Origin of the sequence: Mesorhizobium sp. M1088 (assembly GCF_040318575.1) — a bacterium.
Taxonomy (GTDB): domain Bacteria; phylum Pseudomonadota; class Alphaproteobacteria; order Rhizobiales; family Rhizobiaceae; genus Mesorhizobium.
Genome location: NZ_JAMYMO010000049.1, coordinates 1 through 16,257, shown reverse-complemented (window position 1 = coordinate 16,257; position 16,257 = coordinate 1). Strand labels below are relative to the sequence as shown.

The following is a 16,257-nucleotide window of genomic DNA, read 5'->3' as shown; positions in this document are numbered from 1 at the left end:
GATGAAGACCGTGAAATTCACCGCCATGAAGGACGGCGACCGCGAGGACTATGCCTTCCTCACCGAGCACGAGATCGACTATGCGGCAAAGACCGGCGAGCGGCTGCTCGACGCGCTCGTCCAGCTTGATGCGGGCCTCTCGGGCTACAAGATCACCCGGCTCGGCCATTCACTGCAAGCGGCAACACGGGCCTGGTGCGACGGCGCCGACACCGACTGGATTGCCTGCGCCTTGCTGCACGATATCGGCGACATCTACGCGCCCTATAACCACGACGAGTATGCAGCCGCCATCCTGAAGCCTTTTGTGCGCGAGCAATGCACCTGGGTGGTGGAGAAGCACGGCGATTTCCAGCGCCTCTATTACGCCCACCACCTCGGCGGCAATCCACACGCCCGCGACCGTTTCGCCGGGCACATCTACTTCGACGATTGCGATGAGTTTTGCGAACGCTGGGATCAGTCGAGCTTCGACCCGGATTACGAGACATTGCCGATCGATTTCTTCCGGCCCTTCCTGCTCGAAGTGTTCGCGCGCAAGGCCTATGACGCGTCCGTGATCCGTGCTGGCGAGCGCGTCGCCCTCACCGACCCCGCAACAGCCAGGACAAGAACCGGAGCCTCCGCATGAGCATCATCAACAAGGCGGCCGCCATCGGCGGCGGCGTCATCGGCGCCGGCTGGGTGGCGCGGCTGCTGCTCAACGGCATCGACGCGTCGATCTTCGATCCCGACCCCGAGGCGTCACGCAAGGTCGGCGAGGTGATGAAGGGAGCGCGACGCGCCTACAAGCAGATGCTGCCCGGCGGCCTGCCGAAGGAGGGCAAGCTTACCTTCGCCAAGACGATCGCCGAGGCGGTGGCAGACGCCGACTTCATCCAGGAAAGCGTGCCGGAGCGGCTCGACCTGAAGCACCGCGTGCTGGCCGAGATCGACCTTTATGCGCCGGCCAACGCCATTGTCGGATCCTCCACCTCCGGCATCAAGCCGACCGACATGCAGGTGGCGATGAAGAAGCACCCGGAGCGGCTGGTCGTCGGCCATCCGTTCAACCCCGTCTATCTGCTGCCGCTGGTCGAAATCGTCGGCGGCGAACAGACCTTTCCCGAGGCGATCGAAGTCGCCAAGGAGATGTATGCCTCGATCGGCATGAAGCCGGTGGTGATCCGCAAGGAGATCGAAGCGTTCGTCGGCGACCGGCTGCTCGAAGCGGCCTGGCGCGAGGCGCTGTGGCTGGTCAAGGACGGCATCTGCACGGTCGAGGAGCTCGACGACATCATGCGCTACGGCTTCGGCCTGCGCTGGGCGCAGATGGGCATGTTCCAGGTCTATCGCGTCGCCGGCGGCGAGGCCGGCATGCGCCACTTCATGGCGCAGTTCGGCCCGTGCCTGAAATGGCCGTGGACCAAGCTGATGGACGTGCCGGAGTTCAACGACGAGCTGGTCGAGCTGATCGCGACCCAGTCGGACGACCAGGCGCACGGTCTGTCGATCCGCGATCTCGAGAAGATCCGCGACGACAATCTGGTCGCCATCATGGAGGCACTGTCGAAGCAGAACAAAGGCAAAGGTTGGGGTGCCGGCGCCCTGCATAAGGACTACACCAGGCAGTTGGCCAAGCTTGCGGCGAAGAAGCCCACCGCCTCCAAGGCGGCCGAAAAGGCCAAGGCTGAAAAGCCGAAGAAAAGGAAGAAAGGCTGAGACCATGGATTTTGGTCTTTCGGAGGAGCAGAAGCTCATCGTCGAGACGACGCGGGCCTTCGTCGAGAACGAGCTTTACCCGCATGAGCGCGAAGTGGAGCGTACCGGCGTGCTGCGCCGCGAGCTGATCGAGGAGATCAAGGCCAAGGCGATCGAAGCCGGCCTCTATGCCGCCAACATGCCGGCCGATGTCGGCGGCGCCGGGCTCGATACGGTGACCTGGCTGCTCTATGAAAAGGAACTCGGCCGCGCCAATTACGCGCTGCATTGGACCTGCGTGGCGCGGCCTTCGAACATCCTTCTCGCCGGCACGCCGGAGCAGCGCGAAAAATATCTGTTTCCCTGCATTCGCGGCGAGAAATGGGATTGCCTGGCAATGACCGAGCCGGGCGCCGGCTCCGATTTGCGCGGCATGAAGGCAACCGCCGTGCAAGACGGCGACGACTGGGTGCTGAACGGCACCAAGCATTTCATCAGCCATGCAGATCTCGCCGATTTCGCCATCGTCTTCATGGCCTCGGGGGAGGAAGAGTCTTCGCGTGGAAAACGCAAGAAGATCACCGCCTTTTTCGTCGACAAGGGCACCAAGGGTTTCACCGTGCGCGACGGCTACCGCAACGTCTCGCATCGCGGCTACACCAATGCCATCCTCGAATTCGACGATTGCCGGTTGCCGGCCAGTCAGGTTCTGGGCGAGGTCCACAAAGGCTTCGACGTCGCCAATTCATGGCTTGGCGCGACGCGCCTGCAGGTCGGCGCCACCTGCCTCGGCCGCGCCGAGCGGGCGCTTGGCCACGCCGTCGAATACGCCGCGCAGCGCCAGCAGTTCGGCCAGCCGATCGGCAAGTTCCAGGGCGTGTCGTTCAAGCTCGCCGACATGGCGACCGAGCTGAAGGCCGCCGACCTGATGGTGTTCGAAGCCGGCTGGAAGTACGATCAGGGTACCGTCACCGACCAGGACATGGCCATGGCCAAACTGAAGGCCACCGAGATGCTCGCCTTTGTCGCCGACGAGGCGATCCAGATCCATGGCGGCATGGGGCTGATGGACGATTTGCCGCTCGAGCGCATCTGGCGCGACGCCCGCGTCGAGCGCATCTGGGAAGGCACCTCGGAAATCCAGCGCCACATCATCTCGCGGGCGCTGCTGCGCCCGTTCGGGGGCTGAACAGCGCAATGTTTGCATTCCTTCGCGCCCCCCTCTGTCCTATCGGACATCTCCCCCTCAAGGGGGGAGATCGGCCGCCATTCCTGATTTCGCCAGTTATTACCGTTGCATGCCTGGGGCCGGCGGCCCAGCTGCCAATCTCCCCCCTTGAGGGGGAGATGCCAAGTTTTGGCAAAGAGGGCAGGGCAGAGGGGGGTGTTCATGCACAAACTTGAACGTCTTTTGCGCCCACGAACGATCGCGGTCTTCGGTGGTGCGCAGGCTGCCGCCGTGGTCGCGCAATCGATCAAGATGGGCTTTGCCGGCGATATCTGGCCGGTGCATCCGAGCAAGGCCGAGGTCGCCGGCCGCAAGGCCTATCGCTCGGTGGCCGAATTGCCCGGCGCGCCGGATGCCGCTTTCGTCGGCGTCAATCGGCACTTGACCATCGAAGTGGTCAAGGCACTGGCCGAGCGCGGCGCCGGCGGTGCGGTCTGCTTCGCCGCCGGCTTCCTCGAAACCGAGGCCTATGACGAGGACGGCGAGCGGCTGCAGGCCGAGCTGGTCGCGGCGGCGGGCCAAATGCCAATCATCGGGCCGAACTGCTACGGGCTCATCAACTACGCCGACGGCGCGCTTTTGTGGCCCGACCAGCATGGCGGCATCAGGCTGCCAGAAGGCGGTCGCGGCGTTGCCATCATCACCCAGTCGTCGAACATCGCCATCAACATGACGATGCAGAAGCGCGGCCTGCCGATCGCCTTTCTGATGACCGCCGGCAACCAGGCGCAGACCGGGCTTTCCGAAATGGCGCTCGGCCTGATCGAGGACGACCGCGTCACCGCGCTCGGCCTGCATATCGAGGCCTTCGATTCGGTAGCCGGCTTCGAAAGGCTGGCGGCACGGGCACGCGAGCTGAAAAAGCCTGTCATCGCCATGAAGGTCGGCCGCTCCGAGCAGGCGCGGCAGGCGACCGTTTCCCATACCGCGTCGCTGGCCGGCTCGGACGCGGCGTCCGGCGCCTTCCTGAAGCGGCTCGGCATCGCCCGCATCGATTCAATTCCCGCCTTCATCGAGGCGCTCAAGCTATTGCACGTCACCGGCCCCCTGCCCGGCTACCGGCTATCGTCGATGAGCTGTTCGGGCGGCGAGGCGTCGGTCATGGCCGACAGCGCCGAAGGCCGCTGGGTGACGTTTCCGCCACTCACCCCCGAGCACCGCGCGCATGTCAAATCGACGCTCGGGCCGCTGGTCGCGGTGGCCAACCCGCTCGACTACCACACCTTCATCTGGAACAACGAGCCGGCGATGACCGCCACCTTCACCGCGATGGTGTCGGGGGGCTTCGACCTCAACATGCTGGTGCTCGATTTCCCGCGCCCCGACCGCTGCTCGGACACCGACTGGTGGGCGACGCTGCGCGCCTTCGAATCGGCGCTGAAGACCAACAGCGCGCAAGGCGCGATCGTCTCCTCGCTGCCGGAGAACCTGCCCGAGGAATACACTGCCGGCCTGATGGCGCGGGGCATGGTGCCGCTGTTCGGCATCTCCGAAGCCATTGACGCCGCCCAGGCGGCGGCCTTCATCGGCTGGGCCTGGCGCGAGCCGCAGGCGCAGCCGATCGACACTTCGGCGTCCGGCGCGCCGGCCGGCGACCATGTCACGCCGGACGAGGCCGAGGCGAAGGCGCGGCTCATCGAGGCCGGGCTCCCCGTGCCGAAGGGCGAGCGCGCCGGCAACGCGGTCGAAGCTGTCATCTCCTCGATGGCGCTCGGCTTCCCGGTGGCGCTGAAGGCCCTTGGCGTCATCCACAAGTCCGAGCTCGACGCGGTCCGGCTCAATTTGAGGGATGCTGAATCCGTCAGCACCGCCGCCCACGATCTCGGCCCGCTCGGCACGGGCCTTTATGTCGAGCGCATGGTGCGCGACGGCGTCGCCGAGCTGCTCGTCGGCTTCACCCGCGACCCGATGTTCGGCGCCGTGATGACGCTCGGCACCGGCGGCGTGCTGGTCGAGCTGTTGCGCGACAGCGTCACGCTGATGCTGCCGGCGACCCGCGACGATATCGAGGCCGCTTTGCGTGGGCTGAAACTGTTCCCGCTGCTCGACGGCTATCGCGGTCGGCCGAAGGCCGATGTCGCGGCGGCAATCGATGCGATATCGGGCATTGCCGCTTTCGTGCAGCAAAACGCCGGCGAGATCGAGGAACTCGACATCAATCCGCTGATCGTCTGCACCGAAGGCAAGGGCGCCTGGATCGCCGATGCGCTGCTGGTGCTTGGAGAGAACAAAAATGTCTGACGTCATCACCACCCGCCGCGAGGGCACTATCCTCGAAGTCACGCTCGACCGGCCCAAGGCCAATGCCATCGACCTGAAGACGTCGCGGCTGATGGGCGAGACTTTCAAGGCGTTTCGCGACGATCCCGACTTGCGCGTCGCCATCGTCAAGACCGCCGGTGACAAGTTTTTCTGCGCCGGCTGGGACCTGAAGGCAGCGGCCGGCGGCGACGCTGTCGACGGCGACTACGGCGTCGGCGGCTTCGGCGGGCTGCAGGAACTGCGCGACCTCAACAAGCCGGTGATCGCCTGCGTCAACGGCATGGCGGTCGGCGGCGGCTTCGAACTGGCGCTATCCTGCGACCTCATCTATGCGTCGGACCACTCCTCCTTCGCGCTGCCCGAAATCCGTGCCGGCACGCTGGCCGATGCGGCGACGATCAAGCTGCCGAAGCGTATCCCCTACCATGTCGCCATGGACCTTCTGCTCACCGGCCGCTGGATGGATGTCGCCGAGGCGCATCGCTGGGGCCTGGTCAACGAGGTGCTGCCCAAGGAAAGACTGGAGGACCGCGTCTGGGAAATCGCGCGGCTGCTCGCCAGCGGCCCGCCGCTGGTCTTCGCCGCGATCAAGGAGACGGCCCGGGTCGCAGAATCGCTGACTTTCCAGGACGCGATGAACCGGGTGACGCGCCGGCAACTGTCGACGGTTGACGCACTCTACGGCTCGGAGGACAATCTCGAGGGCTTTCGCGCCTTTGCCGAGAAGCGCGATCCGGTGTGGAAGGGGAAATGAAGGTATTGCCGAAATGACGGCACTCCGTCACGCCCCCCTCTGGCCTGCCGGCCATCTCCCCCTCAAGGGGGGAGATCGGATGTCGCTTCGGTTTTCGCCAATCTCCAACGTTGCAAGATGGGCTGCAAGGCCGAAGCTGCCAATCTCCCCACTTGAGGGGGAGATGGCCGGCAGGCCAGAGGGGGGTGTTCACGCGGATTCATTGCGATCCATTCAGCGCCCATGACCGACTACAAAACCCTCATCGACGCCGAGACCTGGGGCTTCATCGAGCGGACTAACTCCTATTATCCGCCCGATACGATCGACTACACCGTCGCCGAGCAGCGCCAGATCTATAACCGGATGTGCCGCGAGTTCTTTGCCGGCTATCCCCAAGGCGTCACGGCGGAAACCACCGCCATTGCCACACCCTGGCACATTCCGATCCGCATCTACCGCGCTCCGGCGCCGGAAACGGCGGCGATGGTGCTTTATTTCCATGGCGGCGGTTTTATCCTCGGCGGGCTCGACAGCCATGACGACCTCTGCGCCGAGCTTTGCAGCCGCACCGGCTACGAAGTGGTTTCGGTCGACTACCGGCTGGCACCTGAACACCTTCATCCGGCCGCCTTCGACGATGCCATCAGCGCCTTCGAATGGGCGGCGGCGACTTACGAGCGTCCTGTCCTGCTCTGCGGCGACAGTGCCGGCGGCAATCTCGCCGCCGCCGTCAGTCACGCAACGCGCGGCCATGCGCGCAAGCCGATCGGCCAGATTCTGGTCTATCCCGGCCTTGGCGGCGACAGCTCCGCCGGTTCCTACGTCACCCACGCGGAAGCGCCGATGCGTACCGCGCGCGACCTCGTTTTCTACAGGGACATCAGGACCGGTGGCGAGGATCGCACCGGCGATCTCACTCTGTGGCCGCTCGCCGACGCCGAGTTCGCCAATCTGCCGCCCACCGTCGTGATCACCGCCGAATGCGACCCGCTGTCGTCGGACGGCGAAGCCTATCGCGACCGCATCGTTGCCGCGGGCGGGCGCGCCTGGTGGCTCGAGGAGCCGGGGCTGGTGCATGGCTATTTGCGCGCCAGGCACACGGCCGGCCGCGCCCGCTCGAGCTTTACCCGGATTGTCGATGCGGTAGCGGTTTTGGGAAGGGGCGAGTGGATCTGGTGAGGGATGTCTTCCCGACCAGAACGGGCCTTTGTCGGCCGGTACAGCTCTATTTGCGGCGGCGTCGCCGGCCGGAAACCTGCTTCAGCCAAGGTCCTAAATGGAAGCCGCTCATCAGCAGGTACATCGGGACCATGCCGTCGAGCGGTGACGCCTCTTGCCCGGTCGAGCACATCATGTCCGGCGCTCCGCCGAGAAGCGTCAGCAGCGCCATGGTTGCGAAGGTCGGCGCGGCCGCAAAGGACAGCCAATCGGCTGCACTATGGTCGGCCGGGCTCGCATCGCCGGTGGATCCGCCTGCATGAATCTCGCTCATGTCCGTAGTCCTGCATAGCGAGCGGGATGCGTCGAATTGAACCGTGCATCCCGCTCCTCCAATTGTCCTGGCTGCATTTCCGCGACGCCAAAGACGTTCTATTCGGTGCGATTCCGGAACGCGGCCTCTCCGGCGTCCGATATCTCGACCCATTTTTTGTCGGGGACGGCTTCGGCGCCGTAATTGTCGTGCCAATTCCACCACTTGTACGTCGGCGTCTGCGGATAGCCCTCGGGCGAATCCTCCCAAACCTCCTGGCGGCCGAGCGGCGACAGGTCGAGATAGCTCCATACGGTCCCCATCGCCTCGTCACCGCGGTTGTTGATGAAGTAGGTGCGGAACACGCGGTCGCCGTCGCGGATGAACACGTTGTGGCCGTGCCACTCGTCAACGCCGAAGTCGGCATCGAAGCTGTCGGTGATGGTGTACCAGGGCATCTTCCAGTCCATCCGCGCCTTCAGCCGCGCAATGTCGGCCTGCGGTGCGCGCGAGGCGTAGGCAAGCGTGGTGTCGCGGGCGTTCAGATGGGCGAGGTTGCCGACCTGGTCCGCCCCCAGCGAACAGCCGCGGCAAGCGTGGTCGGGCCAGCCGAATACGCCGGGCTCGAAGAAGGCGCGGTAGACGATCAGCTGACGGCGGCCCTCGAACAGGTCGAGCAGGCTCACCTTTCCATCAGGCCCTTCGAACGTATAGGTCTTCTCCACCGCCATCCACGGCATCCGCCGGCGCTCGGCGGCCAGTGCGTCGCGAGCCCGGGTCACGGTCTTCTCTTTCACGAGCAGTTGCTGGCGCGCGGCCTCCCACGCGTCAGACGAAACGACCGGTGGTGTCTTCATCGCGAGCCGCTTCGTCTGCTCGCCTGTGCCATTCTGATGTGCCGTCATTGTGCATCTCCTTGCTGGTTTGTCGCCGCAGGCGCGACGTGTTGGGTCGTCAGATAGGATAGGGGCGATAGCGGGTTGGCGAGAGTGACAAGTGTGACGCGATTCCGACGGGTCCGCTGATCACGGCCAATTTCGCCGCCCGCGACGCCCCTGCGCTCATTCGTGCCCGGACTGCTGAATGGGCCGAGCGCCGGCCAGATAGCGGTCATTGTCAAACGGCTCGGCCTGGTTGCTATCCGGACTCCACAGCTGCCGGTGGGTTCGTGTGAGATCGCCGAGGTAGACATGCAGCGCACCCGATCGCGCACCGCCCGTATTCGCAACCGCATGAACGGTATTTGACGCCATGTGCACCACGGCAGGCGCTGCGATGTCCTGCCTTTCGGGAACATCGAGTTCGCTGCCGGCAACGGGATAGATGAAGTTCGTCTCGCTGCCCTTGTAGATGCCGATCAAGGCATCCATCAGGTGGTTATGAGGCGGGTACTGCAGGCCGGGCGACAGCGTGATGTGATAGATCGTCAGGTTCGGGCTCGCATGCAGAAGCACCTCGTCGTCGTCTTCTTCGTGAGCGAGTGTTCCCGATGCGTGAAAGCGGTTGGTATAGTCGCCCAGGACCGTCCTTACCGCTTCGAGGGGATCTGGCCCCTTCGCGGCATTGACGATATCATCGGCAGCGGCGTAGAGAGGCGAGTTGGCGTGTAAAGGCATATCAGTTATCCTCGCTGAGATGCTCAGATCATCAATCTGAGATGCTCACGCTAGCGAATGCTGATGCCAGCGTCAACGGGACAGCCAGACGGACGGAATATGAAAACGACGAAGTTGACCGCCGAACCGGCAAGGCCGGCCACGGTCGAGGCGACAGCACTGTCGGCCGCCGACGTCCTTCGCAGGGAACAGGCATATGAGCAGCTGAGGAACGACATCATTGCCTGCGTGCTGCGCCCCGGTGAAGCGCTGACGGAGAAGCAGATCGGTGACCGGTACCAGATCAAAAAGGCGACCATCCGCGCGGCGCTGGCCCGACTGATGCAGGAAGGGCTGGTCAGGAGCGAACCGCGCCGCGGCTACGTCGTTGCGACGCTTAGCCTGCGGGACGTCAACGAGATCTTCGATGTCCGCAGCTTGATCGAACCGGAAGTGTTCAGGGTGGCGGCATCGAACATGACCGAGCGCGGGCTCGAGGATGTCAGGCTGGCGGCGAAAAAGGTGCTGAAGCCGGAGACGCTACGCAGCCACGTCGCCTTCCTTGCGGCCGACTGTGCCTTTCGTCTGGCCCTTGCGGAGCTCTCGGGAAATTTACGACTGGCGCATCTGCTGGACCAGATACTCGACCAGTCGGCGCGGGTTCTCCACCTCGGCTTCAAGTCCCGCGACTTCACCCAGTTGATCATCGCCCAGCAAAAGGAGCTGGTCCTTGCCTGCGAGGCAGGCGAGGTTTCCGCCATCGTCAAACTTGCCCGTTCGCAGTGCCTGTCTCTCAAGAAGCAGGTGCTCGAGGCTTTGCTTGCCGGTTCCAAGCTTCAAGACGTCAATTTGCAGCCCTTCGCCTAGAGCGGGTTCCGGTTCTCCTGGAACCGGTAACCCGCTCTAACTATCTGTTTTGTCGCATTTATGCGGACGCCAAATGATTCCATTTGGCTGCAAAATGCTCTAAGGGAAGTTGGCCACTCGGTGCGACCCGCCACCTTGGCGCAACGGCCGCCCGCGGGCCTTGTTTCACCCCACCGCGCGTGCCGCCGCCCGTCCGGCACTGCGGCCGGAAAAGATGCAGCCGCCGAGAAACGTGCCTTCGAGCGCTGCATAGCCGTGCATGCCGCCGCCGCCGAAACCGGCGGCCTCGCCCGCCGCGTACAGCCCCTCGACTGGTTGGCCGCCGGCGCCCAGCACGCGGCTGTCGAGGTCAGTCTCCAGCCCACCGAGCGTCTTGCGGGTCAGGATGCTGAGCCTGACGGCAATCAGCGGGCCATTGGCGGGATCGAGCAGCTTGTGCGGTCTTGCGGTGCGGATCAGCCGGTCGCCGAGATAGGCTCGCGCACCGCGCAACGCAGTAATCTGCATGTCCTTGGAGAACGGATTGTCGAGCTGCCGGTCGCGGGCGCGGATTTCGCGCTCAACCTGCGCCAGTTCGAGCAGCGGCTCGCCGCCGGCCACTGCGTTCATGCGGGCGACCAGCGCCGGCAAATCAGGCTCGACGATGAAATCCTCGCCCTTCTCCATGAACGCCTTGACCGGCGCGGGCACGCCGCTGGTGGCGCGGCCGAGCACCTGGCGCCAGCTCTTCCCCGTCAGATCGGGGTTCTGCTCGGAGCCCGACAGCGCGAACTCCTTCTGGATGATCTTTTTGGTCAGGATGAACCAGGAATGATCGAAGCCGGTGCTCATGATGTGGCTGAGCGTGGCCAACGTGTCGAAGCCGGGATAGAGCGGGACCGGCAGGCGCTTGCCGCGCGCATCGAGCCACAGCGATGACGGGCCGGGCAGGATGCGGATCGCATGATCGGTCCAGATCGGTGCCCAGTTCCTGACGCCCTCGACATAGTGCCACATGCGGTCGCGGTTGATCAGCCGGCCGCCGGCGGCTTCGGCGATCGCCAGCATGCGGCCGTCGACATGATCGGGAACGCCAGTGATCATGCGTTTCGGCGGCGCGCCCATCCGCTTCGGCCAATTCTCCCGGACCAGCTGGTGATTGGCGCCGATGCCGCCGGAGGCGACGATGACGGCCTGCGCCTTCAGCTCGAAATCGCCGGTGATCTCGCGCGAGCTCTTGCGGCCGCGCTCGGCATCGCTCGCCGCCAACAGGTCGCCGCGCACGCCGTCGACGACGCCGCCCGTCCGCGTCAATTCGTTTACCCGGTGACGGAATTTGAAGCGGATCAGCCCGCGTTTCTCGGCCTCGCGCACGCGCTGCACGAACGGCTCGAGCACGCCAGGGCCGGTGCCCCAGGTGATGTGGAAGCGCGGCACCGAATTGCCGTGGCCGACGGCATTGCCGCCGCCGCGCTCGGCCCAGCCGACCACCGGAAAGAATTTCAGGCCGCGCTGCATGAGCCAGGAGCGCTTCTCGCCGGCGGCGAAGCCGAGATAGGCCTCGGCCCAGCGGCGCGGCCAGAGATCTTCCGTGCGGTCGAAGGCTGCGGTGCCCAGCCAGTCCTCGAGCGCCAGCTCATACGAATCGCGGATGCGCATGCGACGCTGTTCGGGCGAATCGACAAGGAAGATTCCGCCGAGCGACCAGAATGCCTGGCCGCCAAGCGACTGTTCCGGCTCCTGCTCGACGATGATGGCCTTCTTGCCGGCCGCAGTCAGTTCGGCCGCCGCGACAAGGCCGGCAAGGCCGGCGCCGACAATGATCACATCCGCATCGTCGGACATCTATTTGGCCATGATCTTGTCCAAAAACCGGTCCCCACTTTTTGGGATCATGGCCGGCCTAGACTGTTTCCCAGCCTTCCTTCTCGCCGGCGCGGAAGATGGCATCGATGACCTTCTGGTTGAGCACCGATTCTTCCAGAGTGAAGACGCGGTCCTTGCCGCCCCGTGCCGCCCGCGCGAAGGCCTCGACTTCCAGCCGGTATTGCTGCGTGCCGGGAAAGCGGAAAACCTGCGCCTCGCTGTGGTTCTGGTTGTGCAGTTCGACGCGGTGATGGTCGTAGAGCCCGGCGTTGAACGGTGAGAACACCTCGATGAAGCCCTTCTCGCCGTGGAAGACCATCACCTGGCGTGCCGCCATCTGCGTCGACAGGTAAAACGACAGCTCGAAGTCGCCGAAATCGGCGCGGATCGAGGAATAGATGTCGGTGCCGAATGTCTTGTCGCGCTCGATCGTCGCCTGGACGCGGAGAGGCTCCTTGCCGGTCGAAAAGCGCGTCGATACCGTCGGATAGACGCCGATGTCGGGCAGCGCACCGCCGCCGAGATCGAGCTTGTTGCGCATGTTGTTGGGGTCGACATTATAATAGGAGAACGCGCCCTGGACATGGCGCAGCCGGCCGATGGCGCCGTTGGCGATGAGGTCGCGCACCTTGATCCATTGCGGATGGTAGACGACCATGAAGGCTTCGCAGACCAGCACTTTCCTGGCATCGCGCAGCTTGATCAATGGCGGAATGTCCTTGGCGTCGAGCGCCAGTGGCTTTTCGACCAGAACATGCTTGCCGGCCTCGATCGCCTTGGCTGTCCATTCGACATGCTGCGAGGTCGGCAGCGGAATGTAGACGCCGTCGATGTCGCTGGAGGCGAGCAGCTCCTCATAGGAGCCGAACGCGTGGCGCGCACCGAAGCGTTCGCCCAGCGCCTGCGCTTTCGACAGATCGCGGCTGGCAATCGCGGACAGCACGCCGTTCTCCGCTTCGACGATTGCCGGCAAAAGCTGCTCGCGGCCGATCTTGGCCGTCGACAAAACTCCCCATCGGAACATCAGATTTCTCCTCTCGATTGCAGGCCTGGAGGTTTGCCCCAATTCAGGAGAAAAGCCAATGCGGGAGCATGGCGGCGAACACGGCGATCATCTGCGGCTTGTCCGGATGCCGGCGCTGCCCCCTGCGGAACCTGCAAAGGCTATCCCCTTCTACCCGTCAGCGTCATGTCGAAATCGACGACGTTGGAATAAATCGGCGTGCCGACATCCATGCCGTAGCGCGACCGCAGCACCTTGCCGGTGACGTGGAATTTTATCGTGCCCGCCCGGAGGCCGCCGAGCTCGGCCGTGAATTTTTCCTGAAAGGTCTTGCCGCGCGCCGTCAGCCGGCCGGTGACAAGGGCCGACGTGTCGCCGGTGCGTTTGACGCTGGTCGAACGGAACTGGATCTCCGGATTGTTGGCCGCGTCGAAAACGGCGTCCGAGCGGAGAAAGGCATCGATGCGGCTTTGGCCGGTACCGACGCTTTCGGGGAAGATGGTGAAATTGACCCGGGACCGGCCGACATCACTGTTGTCGATGAGGATACTGCCCTTGAAGCGGGAGAAGGCACCGTCGAGCCCGCCGCCGCCGAGCTTGGCGATGGAGAAATGGATGCTGGAACTCCCCGGGCTGATCGTGTAGCTGCCGGCCGCCTCGCCAAGGGCAACGGCGGCGAAAACAGGCATGGCAAAACAAGCGGCGGCTGCCGCAAATCCGAAGATGCGCGCGTACATGGAAATGGTCCTCTTGGCAGACAACGCTTTCTTGCGTCCTCGCCCCATCAACGAATGAGCCGTCCGCTCTATTCCCTGTCGTGATGTGACGAAGCCGTGATCATGCGCGTCAGCACGGTATCCCTCAGCCAGAAATGATGGCGCAGCGCTGCGGCGAGATGCAAAGCGACAAGTCCGATGCCGGCATAGGCGAGATACCAGTGCGTCGCTGCCCAGAAGCTTTCTGCCGTGTCCGATTCACCGATCGGCAGATTGGGCATGACGAACAGATTGAACGGCACGCTCGGGATCTCCAGCACCGAGACCGAGACCAGCGCCCAGCCGGACAACGGCAGAGCGAGCTGAAACGCATAAAGCGCGAGATGGACCAGCGGCGCCGCACGGCGCTCGAAAGGCCCGACCGAGCGCGGCAGCGGCGGGGCCGGTCTGCCTAGGCGCCAGGCGATGCGCAGGATGACCAGTCCAAGCAGCAGGAAGCCGAAGGATTTATGCAGCTGGATCAGCTCGAAGGCGGTGCGCTGGCTGGACAGCCGCACCATGACGAAGCCGAGCACGAACTGGCCGATAAAGAGCGCCGCGATCAGCCAGTGAAGGATGATCGCCGTCCAGCCGTAGCCGGCCGTCTGGTTTTTGGGCAGTGCTGACATGGTCGGTGAACGAATGCCAGGTCGGCTTTCTTCCACCTCTCCCTCGTGGGGAGGGTTGGCTTACTCGCCGACCTTGAAAAAATCGACAAAGGCCCTGAGCGCCGGCCGCATCTGGCGGCGGCTGGGGTAATAGACGAAGAAGCCGTCGAAGCGCGGGCACCAGTCCTCCAGCACGCGAACGAGCTTGCCGGCGGCGAGCGGGTCGCGGACGTAGTCCTCGAACACGAAGGCGAGCCCGGCGCCGTCGACCGCGGCATTGGCAATCAGATGGTCCTCGTCGAGGATCAGCGGCCCTTCCACCGGGATTTCGATCTCCTCGCCGTTTTTCTCGAATTCCCAGCGATAGATGATGCCGCTGGAGAAGCGGAAGCGGATGCAGCGGTGAGCGGCGAGATCGCGCGGATGCTGCGGCTTGGACCTGGTCTCGAAGTAGGATGGCGTGCCGACCACCGCGCCGCGAAGGTCTGGTCCGATGCGCACTGCGATCATGTCGCGCTGCAGGCTCTCGCCCAGCCGCACACCGGCATCGAAGCCGCCCTCGACCACGTCGGTGAAGCGGTCCTCGATGACGATCTCCAGCACGATGTCGGGATAGGCAGCAGCAAAGGCGCCGAGCCTCGGCGTCAGCGCCAGGTGGGCGGCGGTGCGCGGCACGGTCAGCCTGAGATTGCCCGCCGGCCGGTGGCGCGCCTCGATTGCCGATTCAAGCGCAAGGTCGATTTCCGACAGCGCCGGCCTGAGGCGCTCGAGCAGTTGCGCGCCCTCCTCGGTCGGAGCGACGCTGCGCGTGCTGCGCGCCAGAAGGCGCACGCCGAGGCGCGCTTCGAGGCTGGACACCGCGTGGCTGACCGCCGACGGCGCGATTGCCAGTTCCTTGGCGGCGCCGCGAAAACTGCCGCATTGGGCGACCATTGCCAGTACCGCGAGCTGTGAAAGATGGGTTCGCTTCATTGATCTATTTCTTGGAACAGCCCGTGCAATTGAGAGCCGATTATCGAACTCGGCGCAAGACGCTATCTCTGCGGCATCACAACCATCACAACAAGGAGACACGTGATGCAAACCCGAAAGCTTGGCAATGAACTTGACGTCTACCCGGTCGGCCTCGGCTGCATGGGGATGAGCTTTGCCTATGGTGGCCAGCCGGAGGCGGAGGCGATTGCCACGCTGCGCCATGCCGTCGAGATCGGGGTCAATTTCTTCGACACGGCCGAGGTCTATGGCCCTTACGAGAACGAGATCCTGGTCGGCAAGGCGCTGAAGCCGGTGCGTGACAAGGTGACGATCGCAACCAAATTCGGCTTCAAAATCCTCGAAGAAGGCAGCGGCATGGAGCGCATGGCCGGTGTCGATAGCCGCCCGGAGCATGTCAAGGCCGTGGCCGAAGCGTCATTGAAGCGGTTGGATACGGAGGTGATCGATCTCTATTACCAGCACCGCGTCGACCCCAACGTGCCGATCGAGGATACGGTCGGCGCCATGGCCGAGCTGGTGCGCGAGGGCAAGGTGCGGGCGCTCGGCCTGTCGGAGGCGAGTGCGGCGACCATCCGCCGGGCGCATGCCGTGCACCCGATCGCCGCCGTGCAGAGCGAGTATTCACTGTGGAGCCGCGATCCGGAGGAGGAGGTGTTTGCTGTCTGCCGTGAGCTCGGCATCGGCTTTGTCCCCTATAGCCCGCTCGGCCGCGGCCTGCTCACCGGCACGATCGCCAAGCCCGATGTTCTCGGCGCCGACGACTGGCGCCGTGGGTTGCCGCGCTTCCAGGCCGACGCCATGGCGGCCAATGCGGCGGTCGTCGCCGTGCTGGAAAAGATGGCCGCCGGGAAGGGCGTGACGCCGGCGCAGCTGGCGCTCGCCTGGGTGCTGCATCAGGGCGACTTCATTGTGCCGATCCCTGGTGCGCGAAAAATGCGCCATCTGGAGCAGAATACGGCGGCAGCCGATATCGTGCTGAGCCAGGCCGAAGTGGCATCCATCGGCGACGCGCTGTCGCCGGAAAAGGTGGTCGGCAAGCGCTATACCGAGGAGCTGCTGGCCCTGGTTAACGGGTGAACGGCAATCGACGGCGTAATCGAAACGATAGTGTGCTGAAGGTTCTGCAAAAAGTTTTGGAGAGAGAACGGGGCTTGCTCTGAGGGGCGAGCGGCCATGGCACGGTGGTGACGTTGCGATCACCGATTCCCGTG

The 16,257-nt window shown here is 64.4% G+C and carries 16 protein-coding genes; 8 read left to right on the top strand and 8 right to left on the bottom strand.

Going from position 1 to position 16,257, the window contains the following annotated elements:
• The first annotated feature begins 1 nt into the window (after window position 1).
• The 6 genes from NKH49_RS30855 (at window position 2) to NKH49_RS30830 (ending at window position 7,085) form a co-directional block, all read left to right on the top strand.
• Window positions 2-631 carry an HD domain-containing protein gene (locus NKH49_RS30855; RefSeq protein ID WP_352682179.1) on the top strand — a complete coding sequence of 210 codons (630 nt, stop codon included), beginning with the start codon at window positions 2-4 and terminating at the stop codon, window positions 629-631.
• Window positions 628-1,701: a 3-hydroxyacyl-CoA dehydrogenase NAD-binding domain-containing protein gene (locus tag NKH49_RS30850; RefSeq protein WP_352451617.1), complete on the top strand. Its 1,074-nt coding sequence runs from the start codon at window positions 628-630 to the stop codon at window positions 1,699-1,701. The genes NKH49_RS30855 and NKH49_RS30850 overlap by 4 nt, the downstream gene beginning before the upstream one ends.
• Window positions 1,702-1,705: 4 nt before the next feature.
• On the top strand, window positions 1,706-2,869 hold the full coding sequence (locus tag NKH49_RS30845) for an acyl-CoA dehydrogenase family protein (RefSeq protein WP_352451618.1): 1,164 nt from the start codon (window positions 1,706-1,708) through the stop codon (window positions 2,867-2,869).
• Window positions 2,870-3,070: 201 nt separating this feature from the next.
• Window positions 3,071-5,149 (top strand): acetate--CoA ligase family protein, encoded by a 2,079-nt coding sequence (locus tag NKH49_RS30840; RefSeq protein ID WP_352929267.1) that lies wholly within the window; start codon window positions 3,071-3,073, stop codon window positions 5,147-5,149.
• The gene (locus NKH49_RS30835; protein ID WP_352472543.1) at window positions 5,142-5,924 is read left to right on the top strand and encodes a carnitinyl-CoA dehydratase; all 783 of its coding nucleotides are present in this window, start codon (window positions 5,142-5,144) and stop codon (window positions 5,922-5,924) included. The genes NKH49_RS30840 and NKH49_RS30835 overlap by 8 nt, the downstream gene beginning before the upstream one ends.
• A gap of 222 nt (window positions 5,925-6,146) precedes the next feature.
• Window positions 6,147-7,085 carry an alpha/beta hydrolase gene (locus tag NKH49_RS30830; RefSeq protein WP_352929265.1) on the top strand — a complete coding sequence of 313 codons (939 nt, stop codon included), beginning with the start codon at window positions 6,147-6,149 and terminating at the stop codon, window positions 7,083-7,085.
• Between the two features lie 46 nt (window positions 7,086-7,131).
• On the opposite strand, the gene NKH49_RS30825 is transcribed toward NKH49_RS30830, so the two are convergent.
• From NKH49_RS30825 to NKH49_RS30815, 3 genes are all read right to left on the bottom strand, one after another.
• Window positions 7,132-7,398 (bottom strand): hypothetical protein, encoded by a 267-nt coding sequence (locus tag NKH49_RS30825; protein WP_352682188.1) that lies wholly within the window; start codon window positions 7,396-7,398, stop codon window positions 7,132-7,134.
• Between the two features lie 98 nt (window positions 7,399-7,496).
• A complete protein-coding gene (locus NKH49_RS30820) occupies window positions 7,497-8,282 on the bottom strand; it encodes a DUF899 domain-containing protein (protein WP_352682190.1) in 786 nt (261 codons plus the stop codon).
• Between the two features lie 156 nt (window positions 8,283-8,438).
• Window positions 8,439-8,993 carry an autotransporter gene (locus tag NKH49_RS30815; RefSeq protein ID WP_352929262.1) on the bottom strand — a complete coding sequence of 185 codons (555 nt, stop codon included), beginning with the start codon at window positions 8,991-8,993 and terminating at the stop codon, window positions 8,439-8,441.
• 99 nt (window positions 8,994-9,092) lie between these two features.
• Here NKH49_RS30815 and NKH49_RS30810 point away from each other — a divergent pair, with 99 nt between their 5' ends.
• Entirely contained in the window at window positions 9,093-9,839 is a 747-nt protein-coding gene (locus NKH49_RS30810) for a GntR family transcriptional regulator (RefSeq protein ID WP_352743890.1), read from the top strand.
• A gap of 165 nt (window positions 9,840-10,004) precedes the next feature.
• Here the strand turns inward: NKH49_RS30810 and NKH49_RS30805 are convergent, their stop codons facing one another.
• From NKH49_RS30805 to NKH49_RS30785, 5 genes are all read right to left on the bottom strand, one after another.
• Entirely contained in the window at window positions 10,005-11,663 is a 1,659-nt protein-coding gene (locus NKH49_RS30805; protein ID WP_352929259.1) for an FAD-binding dehydrogenase, read from the bottom strand.
• Window positions 11,664-11,721: 58 nt separating this feature from the next.
• Window positions 11,722-12,708: a Gfo/Idh/MocA family protein gene (locus NKH49_RS30800; RefSeq protein WP_352929256.1), complete on the bottom strand. Its 987-nt coding sequence runs from the start codon at window positions 12,706-12,708 to the stop codon at window positions 11,722-11,724.
• A 140-nt stretch (window positions 12,709-12,848) separates the two neighbouring features.
• On the bottom strand, window positions 12,849-13,424 hold the full coding sequence (locus tag NKH49_RS30795; protein WP_352472551.1) for a YceI family protein: 576 nt from the start codon (window positions 13,422-13,424) through the stop codon (window positions 12,849-12,851).
• A gap of 68 nt (window positions 13,425-13,492) precedes the next feature.
• Window positions 13,493-14,071, bottom strand: coding sequence for a cytochrome b (locus NKH49_RS30790; protein WP_352619097.1), 579 nt, complete (start codon window positions 14,069-14,071; stop codon window positions 13,493-13,495).
• Window positions 14,072-14,131: 60 nt separating this feature from the next.
• On the bottom strand, window positions 14,132-15,022 hold the full coding sequence (locus NKH49_RS30785) for a LysR family transcriptional regulator (RefSeq protein ID WP_352619095.1): 891 nt from the start codon (window positions 15,020-15,022) through the stop codon (window positions 14,132-14,134).
• Between the two features lie 105 nt (window positions 15,023-15,127).
• Here NKH49_RS30785 and NKH49_RS30780 point away from each other — a divergent pair, with 105 nt between their 5' ends.
• Entirely contained in the window at window positions 15,128-16,123 is a 996-nt protein-coding gene (locus NKH49_RS30780) for an aldo/keto reductase (RefSeq protein WP_352540001.1), read from the top strand.
• Window positions 16,124-16,257 lie beyond the last annotated feature (134 nt).